Consider the following 17,752-nt stretch of genomic DNA (forward strand, 5'->3'; position numbering starts at 1 on the left):
CCCGGCCGATACGGGCCGGAGGTGGAACCTTGCATGGCGAGGGGTGGTCGCGCGCGACGCGGCAAGGCTGGCACGATCAAATCTGCCACAATATGGAACAGGTATAGGCATGCGCAGCTTCCAGACCAGCGGTTCGATCGGCCGAGACGCCCGGCGGGGACTTTGGCTGGCGCTGAAATTGTCAGCCGTAGCCCTCGGCATCGGTCTCGTCATGTCGGCAGGCCCGGTCCGCGCCGGTGATGATGGCGACGATGACGACGACATGACCTTCGAAGAGAAGCTCATCGACAATCTGATGTCCGGCATCGGCGCCAAGAGCATGGAAAAGAAGGGCATCGAGTACCGCGAGCGGTCGCCGCTGGTGGTGCCGCCGAACCTCGACCTGCCGCCGCCTGCCAGCGCCGACGCCGCGAACGCGCCGAACTGGCCGAAGGATCCCGACGAGAAGCGCCGCAAGGCGGCCATCGCTGAGCGGAAGAAGGCGGGCAACAAGCAGGCGGAGTATTTGAAAAATGCGCGGCCGCTGTCGCCGGCCGAGCTGGACGCCCACAAGACGGCCGGCCCCGACAAGACGGTCAATGATCCGGCCCAGCCGGGCTCCAACACCAACCACCCGACGATGAGCCCGGCCGAACTCGGTTACACCGGCGGCCTGTTCAAGATGTTTTCGAACAACAAGGACGAGAGCAAGCAATTCACGTCCGAGCCGCCGCGCCAGTCTCTGACCGAGCCGCCGCCGGGATATCAGACGCCTTCGTCGAGCTATGCCTATGGTACCGGCGAGGATAAGTCGAAGCGGACCTATTTCGACGTCAGGTCGGGTAAGGAAAAGGAGCAATAGGCTCCTTGTCCATCGCACGCAGACGCGGCCCCGCCGCGGCCGTCCGGCGTAGGCCGGACGCGGCAGATGACCTATTTTTAAGTACAACTTGACCGCGTTCTCTGCTTCGTGACCCGAAGCTCAAAGCCGCGCGGTGTAGCATGCCGTGCTTTCACGCCCGGACAGGGTCCGGGCCTTTACAAGGATCGTGATGTCCTCACACCGATCGGTTGTTTGCCTCTTCGCCGCGCTGCTTTCGACATCTGCCCTCGACGTCGGCAGCGCACTCGCCCAGACGACGGTCACGTCTGCGCCGCCTGCCAGCTTCACGCTCAGCAACGGCCTCCAGGTCGTGGTGATCCCTGATCACCGCACGCCCGTGGTCACGGAGATGATCTGGTACAAGGTCGGCTCGGCCGACGAGACGCCAGGCAAGTCCGGCCTCGCCCACTTCCTCGAGCACCTGATGTTCAAGGGCACGGAGAAGCATCCGGTCGGCGAGTTCTCGCAGACCGTGCTCCGCGTCGGCGGCAACGAGAATGCATCGACTTCGGTCGACTACACCAACTACTACCAGCGCGTGCCGAAAGAGCAGCTCCCGACCATGATGGAGTTCGAGGCCGATCGCATGACCGGCCTGATCCTCAAGGACGAGAATGTGCTGCCCGAGCGCGACGTCGTGCTCGAAGAGTACAACATGCGCGTCGCCAACAGCCCGGACGCGCGCCTCAACGAACAGATCATGGCTGCGCTCTATCTCAACCATCCCTATGGCCGGCCGGTGATCGGCTGGCACCAGGAGATCGAGAAGCTCAATCGCGAGGACGCCCTCGCCTTCTACCGCCGCTTCTACGCGCCGAACAACGCGATCCTGGTGATCGCCGGCGACGTCGAGGCCGCCGACGTGCGCCCGCTGGTCGAACGCAATTTCGGCCCGATCCCGGCCCAGCCTGCGATCCCCGCGCAGCGCATCCGCCCGCAGGAGCCGGAGCCGGCGGCACCGCGCACCGTCACGCTGTCCGACCCGCGCGTCGAGCAGCCGAGCCTGCGCCGCTATTATCTGGTGCCGTCGGCGACGACGGCCGCGGCCGGCGAGAGCGCCGCACTCGACGTGCTGGCGCAGTTGATGGGCAGCGGCAGCAACTCCTATCTTTATCGCGCCCTCGTGGTCGACAAGCCGCTCGCGGTCTCCGCCAGTGCCAGCTATTCCAGCATCTCGCTCGACCCGACCCAGTTCGCGGTCTCGGCCTCGCCGAAACCGGGCGTCAGCTTTGCGGAGGTCGAACAAGTGATCGACGGCGTCATCGCCGACATCGCGCAAAACACGGTCCGCGCCGAAGATCTGGAACGCGTAAAGACCCAGCTGATCGCGGAAGCGATCTACGCCCAGGACAATCAGGCGGTGCTGGCGCGATGGTATGGCGGCGCACTGACCACCGGCCTGTCGATCGAGGACATCCGGAGCTGGCCGGACCGCATCCGCGCCGTCACCGCCGAGCAGGTCCGTGAAGCCGCGCAAAAATGGCTCGAGAAGAAGCGCTCGGTGACCGGCTATCTGATCAAGGACACCAGCACCGCTGCCAAGCGCGAGGAGAAGCGTTCGTGACCCATTCCTTCCTCCGTGCAAGACACGTCCTGCGCGCAAGACACTTCGCGCTCTCCGTCGCCACGGGCGCGGCACTCGCGCTCGCCACGATCTCGCCGTCGCAGGCGGCAGCAAAAATCCAGCGCCTGGTCTCGCCGGGCGGCATCGAGGCCTGGTTCGTCCAGGACGCGACCGTGCCGCTGATTGCCATGGAATATTCCTTTGCCGGCGGCTCGGCGCAGGATCCCAAGGACAAGCCCGGCGTCGCCAATCTGGTCGGCGACCTCCTCGATGAGGGCTCCGGCGATCTCGATTCCAAGACGTTCCATGAGCGGCTCGACCGCCGCGCCATCGAACTCTCCTTCAGTGCCACCCGCGACACCTTCCGCGGCAGCCTGCGCATGTTGCGCGACAACAAGGACGAGGCCTTCGATCTGTTGCGGTCCGCGCTGACCTCGCCGCATTTCGACGCGGCCGATGTCGAGCGTATCCGCTCGCAGGTCATCTCGGGCCTGCGACGCGACACCACCAACCCGACCTCGCTGGCGAGCCGCAAGTTTCTGGAGATGACGTTCGGCGATCATCCCTATGGACGGCAGACCAACGGCACGCTGGAGAGCGTGCCGACCATCACGATCGCCGACATGAAGGATTACGTCGCGCGCAACCTCGCCAAGGACACCCTGAAGGTTGCCGTCGTCGGCGACGTCGACCCGGCAACCCTCGGCAAGCTGCTCGACCACACGTTTGGCGCACTGCCGGCCAAGGCCAATCTCGTGCCGGTGCCGGACGTCGAGGCCGCCAAGCCGCCGCAGCGCGCCTTCGTGCCGCTCGACGTGCCGCAGACCGTGATCACCTTCGGCGGCCCCGGTGTGAAGCGCAGCGATCCGACCTTCATGGCGGCCTATGTCGTGAACCATATCCTCGGTGGCGGCGGCCTGTCCTCGCGGCTCTACCGCGAAGTGCGCGAAAAGCGCGGGCTGGCCTATTCCGTGTTCGAATCGCTGCTCTGGATGGAGCATTCGGCGATCTTCATCGGCAACACCGGCACCCGTGCCGACCGCTCCGGTGACACCATGGATGCCATCGAGAAGGAAGTGCGCCGCATCGCCGACGAGGGTCCGACGCAGAAGGAGCTCGACGAGGCCAAGTCGTACCTCAAGGGCTCGCAGATGCTGGCGCTCGACACCTCCTCCAAGCTCGCGCAGGCGCTGCTGCAATACCAGCAGGACAAGCTGCCGATCGACTATATCGAGAAGCGCAACACCATCGTCGATGCGGTGACGCTGGACGACGCCAAGGCTGCCGCCAAGCGGCTGTGGGGCCAGGGACTGCTGACCGTCATCGTCGGCCGCGCCCCGCAGGCTGCGGCGCAACCGGCCGCGGCGCCGGCGACCAAGTCGAACTGACGTCTCCTGACGTTTCCTGAAATGGCCGGGCTCGCCCGGCCATTTGCGTTTCCAGATGCACCATTGCCGAACAAGGATGTTCCGCGATATGTCGTGATATCGCCAATGGTGCCATCATGCTGCGGATATCCCGCGATCTCGTTATCGACGAGGACGACATCGAGATCGGCTTTGTCCGCGCCTCCGGCCCGGGCGGGCAGAACGTCAACAAGGTCTCGACCTCGGCCCAGCTGCGCTTTGACACGCGCAAGCTGACCATCCCTGAGGATGCGGCGATCCGGCTCGCCCGCATCGCCGGCCAGCGCATGACCAAGGACGGCGTGATCGTGATCCACGCCCAGCGCTTCCGCACCCAGGAGCGCAACCGGCAGGACGCCATCGACCGCCTCGTCGAGATCCTGAGCGAAGCGATGATCCGGCCGACGCCGCGCCGCGCAACGCGGCCGACCTTTGCCTCCAAACAGCGACGGCTCGACGGCAAGAAGCGCCGCAGCGACGTCAAGGCCGGACGCGGCGGGCGCTTCGACGATTGAGTGTCCTTCACCGGCCACGAAGATTGAACTGCCGGGCATAGCAAAACCTCCGGCCGCCATGCGACCGGAGGTTCGCTCGCTCAAATCTCGTGCGTCAGTAGCGCTTGCCGCTGGTCGTCGCCCCGCCCGGAGCGGACCCGTCGGTGGCGCTCTTATGCGTGGCACTGCCCGTGGTGCCGACCGTGCCCTTCGTGCTCTTGGCCGGCTTCATGCCAGTCTGGCCCGCACCGCCCGGCTGCGCTTCCAGCTCTTCTTCGCTATTGCCCGCGACGCCGCCTTGCGTTGTCTTGCCTTGCGCGCCGCCACGCAACTTGGTGTCGGATGACACTCCTTGCGCAAGGACAGGGCCCGCAAGCAGGGCGGAAAGAGCACAAGCGATCACTGAGGTCTTCACCAACTTCATCCATGTCTCCTGGATTTTCCGCGATGAGCAGCTTGGCCATTCCCCACGCCGTTCGCGGAAACCAAACCGCCCGATCGCGTCGATTGCACGAACGGCGTGCTCGCCATCCAATCCGCATGGTGTGGTCATCGTTTAGGGATTTGGAGGCGCTTTCGCGAAATTGCGCTCCTCATATGCGGCAGCGCGGAACATTCGCGTGGAATGACCGATCGCGATTTTGCAATTTGAATCGCTTGCGCGATGAAACAGCCCGCTACTACCACGGCATGTTTTGTGCCGCCTAGAGTTTGCGCACGCTGATTTTTGTCGTGGATAGACGGGTCTTGGCGATGCGCGCAGTCGTTCTTGGATTGTGCACCGCGATGGTGCTGGCGACACGTATTGCCGATGCGCAGATGCCGTTGCCGGCCGCGAAGCCGCCGGATGGCGCGACACTGTTCAAGCAGCAATGCGCGGTGTGCCACACCACCAATCTGTCGGAACCGATGCGACAGGGTCCGCCGCTGGTGAAGGTCGTGGGGCGAACGGCCGGCAAGATTGAAGGCTTTCGCTACTCCGACGGTCTCGCGAAAGCTGATTTCACCTGGGACGACGCTAAGCTTGATGCGTGGCTGACCAATCCGCAGGCCGTCATTCCCGGCACGATCATGGCCTACCGTCAGGGCAAGCCGGAAACGCGCACCGCCATCATCGCCTATCTCAAGGAGCTGAATTGAATGGCCAAGCCTGTCCATTCCATGATCCGCGTACGCGATGAGGCACGATCGCTCGATTTCTACCGGCGCGCTTTCCACCTCGAAGTCGTAGATCATCTGAAGTTTCCGGACTTTGCACTGATCTATCTGCGTCATCCCTCCTCACCTTTCGAGGTCGAGCTGACGGTCAACTTTGATCGCAAGGAACCGTACCAGCTCGGCGACGGCTACGGCCATCTCGCCGTGGTGGTCGAGGATCTCGATGCCGAGCATGCCCGCTTCGCCCGCGAGCAGCTCGCACCGGGGCCGCTGCGCGACTTCAAGCACGACGGCAAGACGCTGGCGCGCTTCTTCTTCGTCAGCGACCCCGATGGTTACAAGATCGAAGTGATCCAGCGGGGCGGACGTTTCGGCTGATCACGATCACGGAAATCCCAATCATAAAAGACCTACGGAGGAACCCATGAGAGAAGTCGATCGTCGAAGCAAGCATAGCCGTCGCGTCTTTCTCAAGGGCGCAGCGACCGCCGTCCCGGTCGTGGCTGTGGCGACCAGTGTCGCCGTCAACATCGAGGACGCCTGGGCCGATGAGGCCGGCACACTTTCGCCCGCGACGATGAAGACCCTGCTGAAGGTCGCGCGCGACATCTATCCGCACGACGTTCTCGGCGACAGCTACTACATCACCGCGATCAAGCCGTGGGACGACAAGGCTGCCAAGGACCCCGCCGTCAAGTCGCTCATCAGCGACGGCATCGCGCGGCTCGACCAGAACGCGAAGGATCGCCACAAGGCGCCTTATGCCGAGGTGCCCTGGGAAGCCGATCGCGTGGTGCTGCTGAAGGAGATCGAGGGAAGCGACTTCTTCCAGAAGGTTCGCGGCGATCTCGTCGTCTCCCTCTACAACCAGAAAGAGGTCTGGCCGCGGTTCGGCTACGAGGGCTCCTCCGCCGAGCACGGCGGTTACATCAACCGCGGCTTCGCCGACATCGACTGGCTGCCGAAGGCCTAGGTCGCACCCAACGGTTCAGGAGAACGCATATGGCAAAATTCGATCTGAACGATAACAGCGTTGTGGTGATCGTCGGCTCCGGCGCCGGCGGCGGCACGCTGGGCAACGAGCTCGCGCAGAAGGGCGTCAAGGTCGTCATCCTCGAGGCCGGTCCGCGCATCGAGAACCAGGACTTCATCAATGACGAGTGGGACAGCTTCTCCCAGCTCGCCTGGACCGATGCCCGCACCACGTCAGGCAACTGGCGCGTCGCCAAGGATTTCTCGGGCCTGCCCGCCTGGATCGTCAAGGCGGTCGGCGGCTCCACCATCCACTGGGCCGGCGCCTCGCTGCGCTTCGACGAGCACGAGTTCAAGATCAAGAGCACCTACGGCAACATTCCCGGTGCGAACGTTTTGGACTGGCCGGTCACGCTCGCGGAGATGGAGCCGTGGTACGCCAAGGCCGAGAACAAGATGGGTGTGACCCGCACCAACGGCATTCCCGGACTCCCCGGCAACAACAATTTCCGGGTGCTCGAGGCCGGCGCGAAAAAGCTCGGCTACAAGACCGTGCACACCGGCAACATGGCGATCAACAGCCAGCCGCGCGACGGACGCGGCTCCTGCCAGCAGATCGGCTTCTGCTTCCAGGGCTGCAAATCCGGCGCGAAATGGTCGACGCTCTACACCGAGATCCCCAAGGGCGAGGCGACCGGCAATCTGGAGGTCCGCCCCGGTAGCATGGTGGTCAAGATCGAGCACGATGCGAGCGGCAAGGTCACCGGCGTGGTCTATGCCGACGAGAGCGGGGCGATGCAACGCCAGAAGGCGCGGATCGTCGCAGTCGCAGGCAATTCGATCGAGAGCCCGCGGCTGCTGCTCAACAGCGCATCGAGCATGTTCCCCGACGGCCTCGGCAACTCGAGCGGTCAGGTCGGCCGCAACTACATGCGTCACATGACCGGCAGCGTCTACGCCGTGTTCGAGAAGTCGGTGCACATGTATCGCGGCACCACCATGGCCGGCATCATCCGCGACGAAGCGGCCAATAATCCGAAGCGCGGCTTCGTCGGCGGCTACGAGATGGAGACGCTGTCGCTCGGACTGCCCTTCATGGCGGCGTTCCTCAATCCCGGCGCATGGGGCCGGCCGTTCACCGCTGCGATCGATGGCTATCCGCGGATGGCCGGCATGTGGCTGGTCGGCGAGGACATGCCGCAGGAGACCAACCGCATCACGCTCGATCCAACCGTGAAGGACAAGTTCGGCCAGCCCGTCGCGAGCGTGCATTACGACGATCATCCCAATGACCTCGCGATGCGGGCGCACGCCTACAAGCAGGGCGCGGCGGTCTATGACGCCGTCGGCGCCACCGTGACCTATCCGACACCCCCCTATCCGAGCACGCACAATCTCGGCTCCAACCGGATGAGCGAGAAGCCGCGCGACGGCGTGGTCAACAAGTTCGGACAGAGCCACGACGTGAAGAACCTGTTCGTCTCTGACGGCAGCCAGTTCACCAGCGGCGCGGCCTGCAACCCGACGCTGACCATCGTCGCGCTCGCGATCCGGCAGGCGGACTACATTGCAGGGGCGATGCAGAAGAAGGAGATCTGATCTGGCGCCGTCATCGCGCAGGACGGCATCGAGGAGAGATTGCGTATCCACACTCAAGGTGTCGTCCCGGCGAACGCCGGGACCCATAACCACAGGGAGAAGTGTGACGAAGATTAGTCGTTCGGTACGCCGATCACCCACACTCGATGGATTCCGCGGTATGGGTCCCGGCGTTCGCCGGGACGACATCGAGAATGTGGATGCGGGCTCGCGCTTAGCGCTATTCAGCCGCGTCGAGGATCGGCGCCACGGTGGCCTTGAAATCCTGCACCTGCGCCACGCTCTTCGAGCGATAGATCAAACACGAGCAGCGCAGTAGCGAGGCGAAATTGTTGACCTCGCCATGGTGGTCGAGCACCTCGTTGTAGAGCGTCGTCAGGAACTTGCCGACGCTCATGCTCTCCTTGGCCGCGATCTCCTCCAGCGTGTCCCAGAACGCCATCTCCAGCCGGATCGACGTGCAGTGCCCGCCGATCCGCAAGGACCGCGTTTGGGATTCATAGTCGCGTTGGGGCTGGTGCGCGAAGAGATGGCACATGGCGTCCTCCCGTCCTGTTGCCGTTTTTTCACGATGCTACACCGCTGCCCGGCCCCCCACAATCAGGGACCGTAGCCGGAGAGCGGTCCGCGCCGGTTGCGGGATTTTCTCGAACGCCCAATGTCTTCAATGTGATAGGCATCCCTCTTCCCCAGGCCCCCACACGCCTGTTGCCCAACACATGCTTTTGACGCAACACGGCCTAGAATAGGCTGTTCCGCGAATCCAAATCGAAAGCCCCATGCCCGTCCGTCAGCTTCCAGAGCAGGTCGTCAACCGCATCGCCGCCGGCGAGGTGGTCGAGCGTCCGGCGAGCGTGGTCAAGGAACTCGTCGAAAACGCGATCGATGCCGGCGCGAGCCGGATCGACGTCTTCACCGATGGCGGCGGGCGGCGGCGGATCGGCATCACCGATGACGGCGGCGGCATGACCCAGAGGGATCTGTCGCTGGCGGTCGAACGCCATGCCACCTCCAAGCTCGACGACGAGGATTTGCTCCAGATCCGCACCCTCGGGTTCCGCGGCGAGGCGCTGCCCTCGATCGGCTCGGTCGCGCGTCTCGCCATCACCACGCGGCATGCCAGCGAGCCGCATGCCTGGGCGCTCACTGTCGAGGGCGGCGAGAAGTCCGAGATCATGCCGGCTGCGCTCGCGCACGGCACCCGCGTCGAGGTCAACGATCTCTTTTATGCGACGCCGGCGCGGCTGAAGTTTCTGAAGACCGACCGGACCGAGGCGGAAGCAATCCGCGAGGTGGTGCGGCGGCTCGCCATGGCGCGGCCCGATGTCGCCTTCACGCTCGCGGGCGAGGAGCGCGCGCCGGTGACCTGGGCAGCGGCACTGCCCGGCGCGGCCGGGCGCCTGACGCGGCTCGGCGATATCCTGGGCGCGGAGTTCCGCAGCCATGCCTTTGAGGTTCATGCCGAGCGCGAAGGCGTCGTCGTCGCAGGCTACGCCGCAGCACCTGCGCTGACCAAGGCCAACGCGCTCGGACAATATCTCTTCGTCAACGGCCGTCCGGTGCGCGACAAGCTGATCCTCGGCGCTGTGCGCGGGGCCTATGCCGATTATCTGCCGCGCGACCGGCATCCGGTGCTGGCACTGTTCGTCACGCTGGATCCGCGCGAGGTCGATGCCAATGTGCATCCCGCCAAGACCGAGGTGCGCTTCCGCAATGCTGGCCTCGTCCGTGCGCTGATCGTGCACGGGCTGAAAGAAGGCCTCGCGCGCGAGGGCCGACGCACCGCCGCCAACAGCGGCGAGAGTGCGCTGTCGTCGTTCCGCCCGGCCTTCACACCGCCACGACCGGCAAGCTGGGACTGGCGAGCCTCGCCATCCGCTCCGGTCGCGCCGATGCCGTCATTCGAAGGCTCCGCCGCGCCCGCCTTCGCCGAGCGAGCTCAGGCCGCGTTCGACGTCGGCGCGCCGAGCGCCGACGTGCGCTTCGACCCGCAGCCTGTGACCGATCTCGTCGACCGTCCGCTTGGTGCTGCGCGCACCCAGCTTCACGAAACCTATATCGTTTCGCAGACCCGCGACGGTCTCATCATCGTCGACCAGCACGCCGCGCATGAGCGGATCGTCTATGAGCGGCTGAAGGCTTCGCTTGCCGAAAACGGCGTGCAGCGGCAGATCCTGTTGATCCCCGAGATCGTCGAGATGGACGAAGCGACGGTCGAGCGCCTGCTCGAGCGCAGCGAGGAACTCGCTTCATTCGGACTTGCGATCGAATCCTTCGGCCCGGGCGCAGTCGCGGTGCGCGAGACGCCGTCGCTGCTCGGCAAGACCAATGCCGGCGGGCTGTTGCGCGATCTCTCGGAACACATGGCAGAATGGGACGATGCACTGCCGCTCGATCGCCGCTTGATGCACGTCGCCGCCACCATGGCCTGCCACGGTTCGGTGCGCGCCGGCCGCCGCTTACGGCCCGAGGAGATGAACGCGCTGCTTCGCGAAATGGAGGAGACGCCGAACTCCGGCCAGTGCAATCACGGCCGGCCGACCTATGTCGAGCTGAAGCTCGCCGATGTCGAGAAGCTGTTCGGGCGGCGGTGACGGTGCCGTAGGGCGGGCAAAGGCGCAACGCGCCGTCCCCGCGATCTCTTCATGATCGAAAGAGGTGGTGGGCACGCTTCCGCTTTGCCCACCCTCCGGCAGCGGGAACTACGGCTTCTTGAGAAACACAAACTCCGTATCGTCATACGCCCGCCGCTCCAGCTCCTCGTACCCTTCCGGCGTCACGAACTGCGCGGCCTTCGCCTCTTCCACCACGAGCAGCGCCCCTGGCGTCAGCCAGCCACCATCGCGCAAGGAGGCGAGCGCCTTCTCCGCAAAACCCTTGCCATAGGGCGGATCGAGGAACACCAGCGAGAACGGCTCGACGGGATGTGCCGGGCCGAGATCGGTCGCATCGCGACGATAGACTTTTGTGACGCCGCCGAGGCCGAGCGACTCGACGTTGTTTCGCAGCAGCGCACGCGCCTCCGCGCCATTGTCGACGAACAGCGTGAATTTCGCGCCGCGCGAGGACGCTTCGATGCCGAGCGCCCCTGTGCCGGCGAAGAGATCGAGCACGCGGGCGTCCTCGATCGGATTGTCATAGGCGTGCACGAGGATGTTGAACACGGACTCGCGCAGCCGATCCGCCGTGGGACGGATGTCACGCGAAGACGGTGAGGCGAGATTGCGCCCCTTCAAGCGACCGCCGACCACGCGCATGTTATTCGTCCCGCGGCGTCAGATCGCGCTTGCCGTGATAGCCGCGCTTGGGACGGCGCGGCGGGCCGTAGCCGTTCGCCTCTTGCTCGTTGCGTTCGCGCGACTCGTCGCTGCCGGTGCGCTGCACCAGCACGCGGCGACCCTTGCTGTCCGCGATCACGGCGCGCTTGGACGTCTTCGCGCCGGAGGCATCGCCCTCGACAGACTTCCTCGGCACGTCGAACTGCGCGCCCGACTTCTCGATCACCTTGTCGCCGAGCTGATCGCGCAGCACGCGCGCGCGGACCTCTTCGACCTGGCCTTCGGGGACCTCGCCGAGCTGGAACGGACCGTAGGAGACGCGGATCAGCCGGTTCACCTCGAGCCCGAGATGGGCGCAGACGTTACGCACTTCGCGGTTCTTGCCTTCGCGGATCGCGAACACCAGCCAGACATTGGCGCCCTGATCGCGCTCCAGCGTCGCCTCGATCGGGCCGTATTTCACGCCCTCGACCTCGATGCCGTCCTTGAGCTGGTCGAGTTGCGCCTGGGTGATGTCACCATGGGCGCGAACACGATAGCGTCGCAGCCAGCCGGTGTCCGGCAGCTCGAGCGTGCGGGCGAGGCCGCCGTCATTGGTGAGCAGCAACAGGCCTTCGGTGTTGAAGTCGAGCCGGCCGATCGAGATCAGCCGCGGCAGGCCTTCGGGCAGATTGTCGAACACGGTCGGACGCCCCTCGGGGTCGTCATGCGTCGTCATCAGCCCGCGCGGCTTGTGATAGAGGAACAGCCGCGTGCGTTCGCGCTCCGGCAATGGCTTGCCGTCGACCAGAACCACATCGTTCTTGGTGATGTCGAGCGCCGGCGAGTTGATGACGCGGCCGTTGACGGTGACGCGGCCCTGCGTGACCATCTCCTCGGCGTCGCGGCGCGAGGCGAGGCCCGCGCGCGCAAGTGCCTTGGCGATGCGCTCACCGGCCTTCTTCGGCTTCGGCGCTTCTTCGCGACGCGGCCGTCCCTCGAAATCACGCTCGCGCGCGCGATAGGCGCCACGGCCGCCGAAGGCCGGACGCTTCTCGAAGATCCTGCTGTCGTCCTCGCTGTCGCGGCGCGGACGGTCGCCGAAGCGACCCTCGCTGCGCGGATGCTCCTGCCAGTCCATGCGGCCTTCGGGCCGCTCGCGCGGACGGTCGAATTTCGGACGGCCGCCACCGCGCCCGCCGCGCGGGCCGTCATCATCACGACGCGGCCGGTCGAACTTGGGACGATCGCGGAACGGACGATCGCCGGAGGCGCGATCATCGCGCGAGCGCGAAAAGCGCGGACGGTCTTCACCGCGGCCACCGTCGCGGCGGTCATCGCGCTTCTGCCAGGGCTTGTCCTCGCCGCGGTCACGGCCGCCGAAATCCTTGCGCGGACCCTTGCTGAAGTCCTTGCGCGGCGGCCGGTCGCCGCGCGGACGATCCTCGCGCTTCTGCCACGGCTTTGAATCGTCCCGCTCGCCGCGATCGCGCGAAAACTTCCGCTCGCCGTCGAACTTGCGTTCCGGACGCTCGCCGCGCGGCGCATACGGCCGCTTGTCGCCGAACTTCTTGTCGCCGAAACGACCGGCGGGACGCGCATCATCGCGATCCCGGCTGCGCGGCGGACGGTCGTCGCGGCCGGAGAAGGGACGGTCACCGCGCGGCTTGAACGGCCGCTTCTCGCCGTCACGCGACGGACGATCGGAGAAGGGGCGGTCGCCACGCGGCTTGAAGCTGCGCTCGCCGCGGCCCTCGCCGCCGCGATCGTCGCGCTTGAAGCGGGGACGATCGGAAAAATCGCGGCGCGGCGCGTCGCCTTCCTCGCGGCGGCGGAACGGTTTGCCCTCGCGGGGCGGACGGCTGTCGCGGTCGCCACGCCCCTCGCTCTTGCCCTCGAAGCCGCGCTTGGCGAACTTCTTGTCGGGGCCGCGCGGCTTGCCGCTGCGGCCGCCCTTTGCGGGCCCCTTGGGAGGGCCTCGCCGGCCGCGGGAATCGTTGTCTTTGTCGCTGTCGCGAGGCATGAATAATCTCACTCAGGGGATGGCCAGTGAGCATTGTGCGCGCTCGTTTCGAGCCGCATGCTCAGGCAAAATCGGTAAGCACTTCTGCTGAAGGCGCAGCTACTAGCAGGTTTCTTCGGATGATACGAGGCTTGAAAGCCCCCTCTTTCATGGATTTAGCGCTCAAAACGGCCGAAAATGCCGGAAAGGCGGGCGAAGTTCCGATCGGATGCGTGGTGGTCCGGAATTACGAGGTCATCGCCACCGCCGCCAACCGGACGCTGACCGATTACGACCCCACGGGACACGCCGAGATCATTGCGCTGCGCGAGGCGGCGAAGAAGATCGGCAGCGAGCGCCTGGTCGACTGCGACCTCTACGTGACGCTGGAGCCCTGCACCATGTGTGCGGGCGCGATCTCGTTTGCAAGGGTCCGCCGGCTCTATTACGGCGCGGCCGACCCCAAGGGCGGCGCGGTCGAGTCCGGCGTGCGGTTCTTTGCCTCGCCGACCTGCCACCACGCCCCGGATGTCTATTCCGGCGTCGGCGAGAGCGAGGCGGCGCGGCTGCTCAAGGAGTTCTTTCGCGAGCGGCGTTAACCACCTGCGAAAAACGCGCGCAGCGCCCGGGCGGTGACGTCCGGGTTCTCCTCGGTGAGGAAGTGGCCGGAATCCACCGGCTGGCCCTCGACGTTGGTTGCCCATTGCTTCCAGACATCGAGCGGCGTGGCGGCGGCCTGGGCGATGCCGACGCCGCCCCACAGCGCCAGCATCGGAATGGTGATCTTCTTGCCGGCCTCGAAATCGGCCTTGTCGAGGTCGTAGTCGATAGTGGCGCCGGCGCGGTAGTCCTCGCACATCGCATGCACGCGGGCGGGATCGCGGAACGGGGCGATGTAGTGCGCCAGCGCGCGCGCGTCGATCGCGTCCAGCGTCTTCGACTTGGTCTGGCTCGCCATCTTGAAGCGCAGGAAGAATTCGCCCTGGCCCGAGATCAGCGTCTCCGGCAGCGGCGCGGGCTGGGCGAGAAACGTCCAGTGATAGATCTTCAGCGCATAGGCGCGGTTCATCCGCTCCCAGTAATTATAGGTCGGCAGGATATCGAGCACCGCGAGCTTCGACAGCCGGCCGGGATGATCGAGCGCCAGCCGGTACGACACGCGGCCGCCGCGGTCGTGGCCGGCGAGCGCGAAGTGGACGTGGCCGAGTTGCTCCATCGCCTCGACCATGGCCTTGGCCATCGCGCGCTTGCTGTAGGGCATGTGCAGCGCGTCGCTCTCGGGCATGTCGGACCAGCCGTAGCCCGGCAGGTCGGCGATGATCAGCGTGAACTGGTCGGCCAGCTCAGGCGCGACGCGGTGCCACATCACATGCGTCTCGGAGAAGCCGTGCAGCAGCAACAGCGGCGGCCCCTTGCCGCCGACGCGGGCGAAGATGCGGCCGAACGAGGTGTTGATCCATTCGGAGGCGAAGCCGGGATAGAGGTCGGCGAGATCGGACATCTTCTGCATCCTTACCTGGTCAGTCGCGAGGGCGCCTCGACGCGAAAGTCGAAAACAACCCCATGCACAGTAGCCAAGTTCAAGACTTGCCTGCACGTTTTCGGCGTGCCGACGAGCGGGGCCGGAAATTGCGCGGCGGCCGGCAAAAAGCCCGTCAGTTCCTCGTCAGCCCCTGGCCTTCTCGGCCTCCACCGCCTGCCAGCCGATATCACGGCGGCAAAAACCCTCCGGCCAGTGGATGCGGTCGACGGCCTGGTAGGCGCGCGCCTGCGCTTCGGTCACATCAGCCCCCAGCGCGCAGACATTGAGCACGCGGCCGCCATTGGCGAGGATGGCACCGTCCTTCGCGACCGTGCCGGCGTGGAAGATCTCGGCGGTCTCGACCTTGGCGGCGTCATCGAGCCCTTCGATGCGAGTCCCCTTCTGGTAGTCGCCGGGATAACCCTTCGCCGCCATCACCACGGTGAGCGCGGACTCCGGATACCAGCGCAGGTCGAAATTCCTGAGCTGACCGTCGCAGGAGGCGAGGAACGCCGGCACGATGTCCGACATCATGCGCATCATCAGCACCTGGCACTCGGGGTCGCCGAAGCGGACGTTGAACTCGAACAGCTTTGGGCCCTGCGTCGTCAGCATGATCCCCGCATAGAGAATGCCGCGGAACGGCGTGCCGCGCTGCTTCATGCCGGCGACCGTCGGCAGAATGATCTTGGCCATGATCGCGTCGTGGATCGCAGGCGTCACCAGAGGCGTCGGGGAATAGGCGCCCATGCCGCCGGTGTTCGGGCCGACGTCGTGATCGAACACGCGCTTGTGGTCCTGCGCGGAGGCGAGCGGAATGGCGGTCTCGCCGTCGCACAGCGCGAAGAAGCTGATCTCGCGGCCGGGCAGAAACTCCTCGATCACCACCTCGGCGCCGGCGTCGCCAAACGCGCCCTCGAACATCATGGCGATGGCGTCCTCGGCCTCGCGCACGGTTTTCGCAACGACGACGCCCTTGCCGGCCGCAAGACCATCGGCCTTCACCACGATCGGCGCGCCCTGGCTGTTGACGTAGGCGCGCGCATCGTTGGCATTGGTGAAGCGCTTGTAGGCGCCGGTCGGAATGCCGAATTCGGTGCAGAGCGCCTTGGTAAAACCCTTGGAGCTTTCGAGCTGGGCGGGGATCCTGTTCGGCCCGAACGCCTTGATGCCGGCGGCGGCGAGGTCATCGACGATGCCGGCGGCCAGCGGCGTCTCCGGGCCGACCACGACCAGCTCGACCGCATTGGCCTTGCAGAAGGCGATCACGGCGGCATGGTCGGCGACGTCGAGCGCCACGCATTCCGCCTCGCGCGCGATGCCGGCATTGCCGGGCGCGCACCAGAATTTGGTCACCAGGGGAGAGGCTGCGATCTTCCACGCCAGAGCATGTTCGCGGCCGCCGGAACCAAGCAGGAGAATGTGCATCGAAGGCTCGAACTGAGGGGTTTTGCTGGGGCCGGAGGTCGCACGAATCGGGGTGGGGCTCAAGGGGGCTTACGGCGAACTCCGGTCACTCGGGGGGCGCCGCTGAGGCGCGAGCCGGGAATTCACAGGGGCGACATGCGCAGACCGGTTGGCAACACTGCGGAATTTACCTCAACCTTCAGCGGAATAAGCAACATTGCCGAAGCTGCTAATGTCCATACCCCGCCGCGGTACGCAAGAGCGATCACCCTATTACCGCGGTTGCGATCGACGTACTTCATCCGTTGAGATGCTGACGAGATCTCCCAGAGCCCGCGCGAGCTTACTCGATCGCCGTTGCGGCGCATGGCGACATCATGCCCACCATCAGGGCCTTGCAGAAGGCTGGCGTCACGAGCCTGCCCAAGATCGCCGCAGGGCTGAACTCCCAAGGTATTCCGACGCCGCGCGCTTCGGAGCGTTGGCGCCCGGCCCAAGTGGCTCGCGTGCTCGGCAGGGGCTGCTCCTAGGATCAAGGTAGTTGAAAAACGCCTGATCAGGGTAGTTGGGCGCGACTAGACCGGCGAGAGATTTATACCGCCCGAGGACCACGTGCTGATTCCACTCTAATCTATAGTCAGACAATCTTGTAACCGCAGGTAGTCCGGCTAGGATGGCTCCATGGCAGGGGTTTGAGATGGCGCGCGTCGTATTCCAGTTTTGTTTTCTGCTGGATTCGGCCCTGCATACGCTGAAGGCAGGAGAGCATTAAAAATGCTGGTGCGGGCGCGAATTGAAATTTCTGATACCGAAGGACCGACCTCTTCGCGTACCATGTTTTGGAGAGAGTTTCTGCGTGGCTCGCCTCCGACATCATCAGCAGACGCCATGTTAGATGATCCAGCGAGAGCCGAGCGAGCCATTCGCAATAGGCTGCCCGGTACGTTGGGCTTCTACTTGAATCAAGATCCGGAGGAGTACGGATTCGGTTTCGGGAGGCGCCTTCGTCGATATCTCACTCCCGGCATTCGCGTAAGGATAAGAGGCATTTCCTACGGGAGTATGGATCTTCTGCTTGACGTGTTGGGCGTCAGCAAAGAGACGTCCGAAGATGCGGTCTTGTCGTTGCTTGAGATGTACCTGCCCGATGCTGTGAATGACGTGTTCGGCACGTCTGTCGAATTGGGAGCTAGCGCGACGAAAGTAGGCGAGGATGCTGGGATAGCGGCTACTCGTGCTGCACGTATTCAAAGGCTGATCACAGCGACGCTTCTGGTGCCGCTCGCGCTGACTTTCGCCGTTTGCTACATCGTGTTTTTTGAGATGCGGAAGGACATGGAGAGCTTAAAAGCCCGAGAGGACAAAATTATAACCGAGAGTGCAGGCATGTTCCGCGCGCTGTTGGACCATAATGAAAAGCTCTCGAAGGTAATTCTGGAGCGAGCGCAAAATGAAAACAGCAAGCTCAAGCAAGCTCCGAACAGCGGTGATACAAAGCCATGATGAGCG

The 17,752-nt window shown here is 64.9% G+C and carries 17 protein-coding genes; 11 read left to right on the forward strand and 6 right to left on the reverse strand.

Features of this window, described 5'->3' with window-relative positions; translation table 11 throughout:
• The first annotated feature begins 109 nt into the window (after positions 1-109).
• From NLM31_RS38670 to arfB, 4 genes are all read left to right on the forward strand, one after another.
• Positions 110-841, forward strand: coding sequence for a hypothetical protein (locus NLM31_RS38670; protein ID WP_254134408.1), 732 nt, complete (start codon positions 110-112; stop codon positions 839-841).
• Between the two features lie 190 nt (positions 842-1,031).
• Positions 1,032-2,426 carry a pitrilysin family protein gene (locus NLM31_RS38675; protein WP_254195636.1) on the forward strand — a complete coding sequence of 465 codons (1,395 nt, stop codon included), beginning with the start codon at positions 1,032-1,034 and terminating at the stop codon, positions 2,424-2,426.
• Positions 2,342-3,814 carry a pitrilysin family protein gene (locus NLM31_RS38680; protein WP_254195637.1) on the forward strand — a complete coding sequence of 491 codons (1,473 nt, stop codon included), beginning with the start codon at positions 2,342-2,344 and terminating at the stop codon, positions 3,812-3,814. Before NLM31_RS38675 ends, NLM31_RS38680 begins: the two co-directional genes overlap by 85 nt.
• 116 nt (positions 3,815-3,930) lie before the next feature.
• The gene (arfB, locus tag NLM31_RS38685; RefSeq protein ID WP_254134411.1) at positions 3,931-4,347 is read left to right on the forward strand and encodes an alternative ribosome rescue aminoacyl-tRNA hydrolase ArfB; all 417 of its coding nucleotides are present in this window, start codon (positions 3,931-3,933) and stop codon (positions 4,345-4,347) included.
• 94 nt (positions 4,348-4,441) lie between these two features.
• Here the strand turns inward: arfB and NLM31_RS38690 are convergent, their stop codons facing one another.
• Positions 4,442-4,750 (reverse strand): hypothetical protein, encoded by a 309-nt coding sequence (locus tag NLM31_RS38690; RefSeq protein WP_254195638.1) that lies wholly within the window; start codon positions 4,748-4,750, stop codon positions 4,442-4,444.
• 395 nt (positions 4,751-5,145) lie between these two features.
• Here NLM31_RS38690 and NLM31_RS38695 point away from each other — a divergent pair, with 395 nt between their 5' ends.
• The 4 genes from NLM31_RS38695 to NLM31_RS38710 are packed head-to-tail and all read left to right on the forward strand — an operon-like array spanning position 5,146 to position 8,055.
• Positions 5,146-5,466, forward strand: a complete 321-nt coding sequence (locus NLM31_RS38695) for a c-type cytochrome (RefSeq protein WP_309143732.1) — start codon at positions 5,146-5,148, stop codon at positions 5,464-5,466.
• Positions 5,467-5,862, forward strand: a complete 396-nt coding sequence (locus NLM31_RS38700; RefSeq protein WP_254195639.1) for a VOC family protein — start codon at positions 5,467-5,469, stop codon at positions 5,860-5,862. It begins immediately after the preceding gene.
• 46 nt (positions 5,863-5,908) lie between these two features.
• A complete protein-coding gene (locus NLM31_RS38705) occupies positions 5,909-6,457 on the forward strand; it encodes a gluconate 2-dehydrogenase subunit 3 family protein (protein ID WP_254134415.1) in 549 nt (182 codons plus the stop codon).
• Positions 6,458-6,486: 29 nt separating this feature from the next.
• Positions 6,487-8,055 carry a GMC family oxidoreductase gene (locus NLM31_RS38710; RefSeq protein ID WP_254134416.1) on the forward strand — a complete coding sequence of 523 codons (1,569 nt, stop codon included), beginning with the start codon at positions 6,487-6,489 and terminating at the stop codon, positions 8,053-8,055.
• A gap of 220 nt (positions 8,056-8,275) precedes the next feature.
• Here the strand turns inward: NLM31_RS38710 and NLM31_RS38715 are convergent, their stop codons facing one another.
• Positions 8,276-8,593: a ribbon-helix-helix domain-containing protein gene (locus NLM31_RS38715; RefSeq protein ID WP_254134417.1), complete on the reverse strand. Its 318-nt coding sequence runs from the start codon at positions 8,591-8,593 to the stop codon at positions 8,276-8,278.
• A 241-nt stretch (positions 8,594-8,834) separates the two neighbouring features.
• Between NLM31_RS38715 and mutL the strand changes: the two genes are divergently transcribed.
• Positions 8,835-10,649, forward strand: coding sequence for a DNA mismatch repair endonuclease MutL (mutL, locus tag NLM31_RS38720; protein WP_254195640.1), 1,815 nt, complete (start codon positions 8,835-8,837; stop codon positions 10,647-10,649).
• Positions 10,650-10,757: 108 nt separating this feature from the next.
• Here mutL and rsmD read toward each other — a convergent pair whose 3' ends face one another.
• Together rsmD and NLM31_RS38730 are read right to left on the reverse strand one after the other, a co-directional pair.
• On the reverse strand, positions 10,758-11,312 hold the full coding sequence (rsmD, locus tag NLM31_RS38725) for a 16S rRNA (guanine(966)-N(2))-methyltransferase RsmD (RefSeq protein WP_254195641.1): 555 nt from the start codon (positions 11,310-11,312) through the stop codon (positions 10,758-10,760).
• Between the two features lies 1 nt (position 11,313).
• Positions 11,314-13,335: a pseudouridine synthase gene (locus NLM31_RS38730; protein ID WP_254195642.1), complete on the reverse strand. Its 2,022-nt coding sequence runs from the start codon at positions 13,333-13,335 to the stop codon at positions 11,314-11,316.
• 119 nt (positions 13,336-13,454) lie between these two features.
• Between NLM31_RS38730 and NLM31_RS38735 the strand changes: the two genes are divergently transcribed.
• Complete coding sequence (locus NLM31_RS38735) at positions 13,455-13,913, forward strand: nucleoside deaminase (RefSeq protein WP_092230031.1); 459 nt, start codon at positions 13,455-13,457, stop codon at positions 13,911-13,913.
• On the opposite strand, the gene NLM31_RS38740 is transcribed toward NLM31_RS38735, so the two are convergent.
• Complete coding sequence (locus NLM31_RS38740) at positions 13,910-14,815, reverse strand: alpha/beta fold hydrolase (RefSeq protein ID WP_254195643.1); 906 nt, start codon at positions 14,813-14,815, stop codon at positions 13,910-13,912. The two genes, NLM31_RS38735 and NLM31_RS38740, sit on opposite strands and share 4 nt — an antisense overlap.
• A 165-nt stretch (positions 14,816-14,980) precedes the next feature.
• A complete protein-coding gene (gene purD / locus NLM31_RS38745) occupies positions 14,981-16,264 on the reverse strand; it encodes a phosphoribosylamine--glycine ligase (RefSeq protein WP_254195644.1) in 1,284 nt (427 codons plus the stop codon).
• A gap of 753 nt (positions 16,265-17,017) precedes the next feature.
• Between purD and NLM31_RS38750 the strand changes: the two genes are divergently transcribed.
• Positions 17,018-17,746 carry a hypothetical protein gene (locus NLM31_RS38750; RefSeq protein ID WP_254195645.1) on the forward strand — a complete coding sequence of 243 codons (729 nt, stop codon included), beginning with the start codon at positions 17,018-17,020 and terminating at the stop codon, positions 17,744-17,746.
• Positions 17,747-17,752: the final 6 nt, after the last annotated feature.

This window comes from Bradyrhizobium sp. CCGUVB4N (assembly GCF_024199945.1).
Lineage (GTDB): Bacteria > Pseudomonadota > Alphaproteobacteria > Rhizobiales > Xanthobacteraceae > Bradyrhizobium.

What these genes read in the sequence shown, in the direction of transcription:
- NLM31_RS38670 (WP_254134408.1), top strand. Translation starts at nt 110, where the DNA reads ATGCGCAGCTTCCAGACCAGCGGTTCGATCGGCCGAGACGCCCGGCGG.
- NLM31_RS38675 (WP_254195636.1), top strand. Translation starts at nt 1,032, where the DNA reads ATGTCCTCACACCGATCGGTTGTTTGCCTCTTCGCCGCGCTGCTTTCG.
- NLM31_RS38680 (WP_254195637.1), top strand. Translation starts at nt 2,342, where the DNA reads ATGGCTCGAGAAGAAGCGCTCGGTGACCGGCTATCTGATCAAGGACAC.
- arfB (WP_254134411.1), top strand. Translation starts at nt 3,931, where the DNA reads ATGCTGCGGATATCCCGCGATCTCGTTATCGACGAGGACGACATCGAG.
- NLM31_RS38690 (WP_254195638.1), bottom strand. Translation starts at nt 4,750, where the DNA reads ATGAAGTTGGTGAAGACCTCAGTGATCGCTTGTGCTCTTTCCGCCCTG.
- NLM31_RS38695 (WP_309143732.1), top strand. Translation starts at nt 5,146, where the DNA reads ATGCCGTTGCCGGCCGCGAAGCCGCCGGATGGCGCGACACTGTTCAAG.
- NLM31_RS38700 (WP_254195639.1), top strand. Translation starts at nt 5,467, where the DNA reads ATGGCCAAGCCTGTCCATTCCATGATCCGCGTACGCGATGAGGCACGA.
- NLM31_RS38705 (WP_254134415.1), top strand. Translation starts at nt 5,909, where the DNA reads ATGAGAGAAGTCGATCGTCGAAGCAAGCATAGCCGTCGCGTCTTTCTC.
- NLM31_RS38710 (WP_254134416.1), top strand. Translation starts at nt 6,487, where the DNA reads ATGGCAAAATTCGATCTGAACGATAACAGCGTTGTGGTGATCGTCGGC.
- NLM31_RS38715 (WP_254134417.1), bottom strand. Translation starts at nt 8,593, where the DNA reads ATGTGCCATCTCTTCGCGCACCAGCCCCAACGCGACTATGAATCCCAA.
- mutL (WP_254195640.1), top strand. Translation starts at nt 8,835, where the DNA reads ATGCCCGTCCGTCAGCTTCCAGAGCAGGTCGTCAACCGCATCGCCGCC.
- rsmD (WP_254195641.1), bottom strand. Translation starts at nt 11,312, where the DNA reads ATGCGCGTGGTCGGCGGTCGCTTGAAGGGGCGCAATCTCGCCTCACCG.
- NLM31_RS38730 (WP_254195642.1), bottom strand. Translation starts at nt 13,335, where the DNA reads ATGCCTCGCGACAGCGACAAAGACAACGATTCCCGCGGCCGGCGAGGC.
- NLM31_RS38735 (WP_092230031.1), top strand. Translation starts at nt 13,455, where the DNA reads ATGATACGAGGCTTGAAAGCCCCCTCTTTCATGGATTTAGCGCTCAAA.
- NLM31_RS38740 (WP_254195643.1), bottom strand. Translation starts at nt 14,815, where the DNA reads ATGTCCGATCTCGCCGACCTCTATCCCGGCTTCGCCTCCGAATGGATC.
- purD (WP_254195644.1), bottom strand. Translation starts at nt 16,264, where the DNA reads ATGCACATTCTCCTGCTTGGTTCCGGCGGCCGCGAACATGCTCTGGCG.
- NLM31_RS38750 (WP_254195645.1), top strand. Translation starts at nt 17,018, where the DNA reads ATGCTGGTGCGGGCGCGAATTGAAATTTCTGATACCGAAGGACCGACC.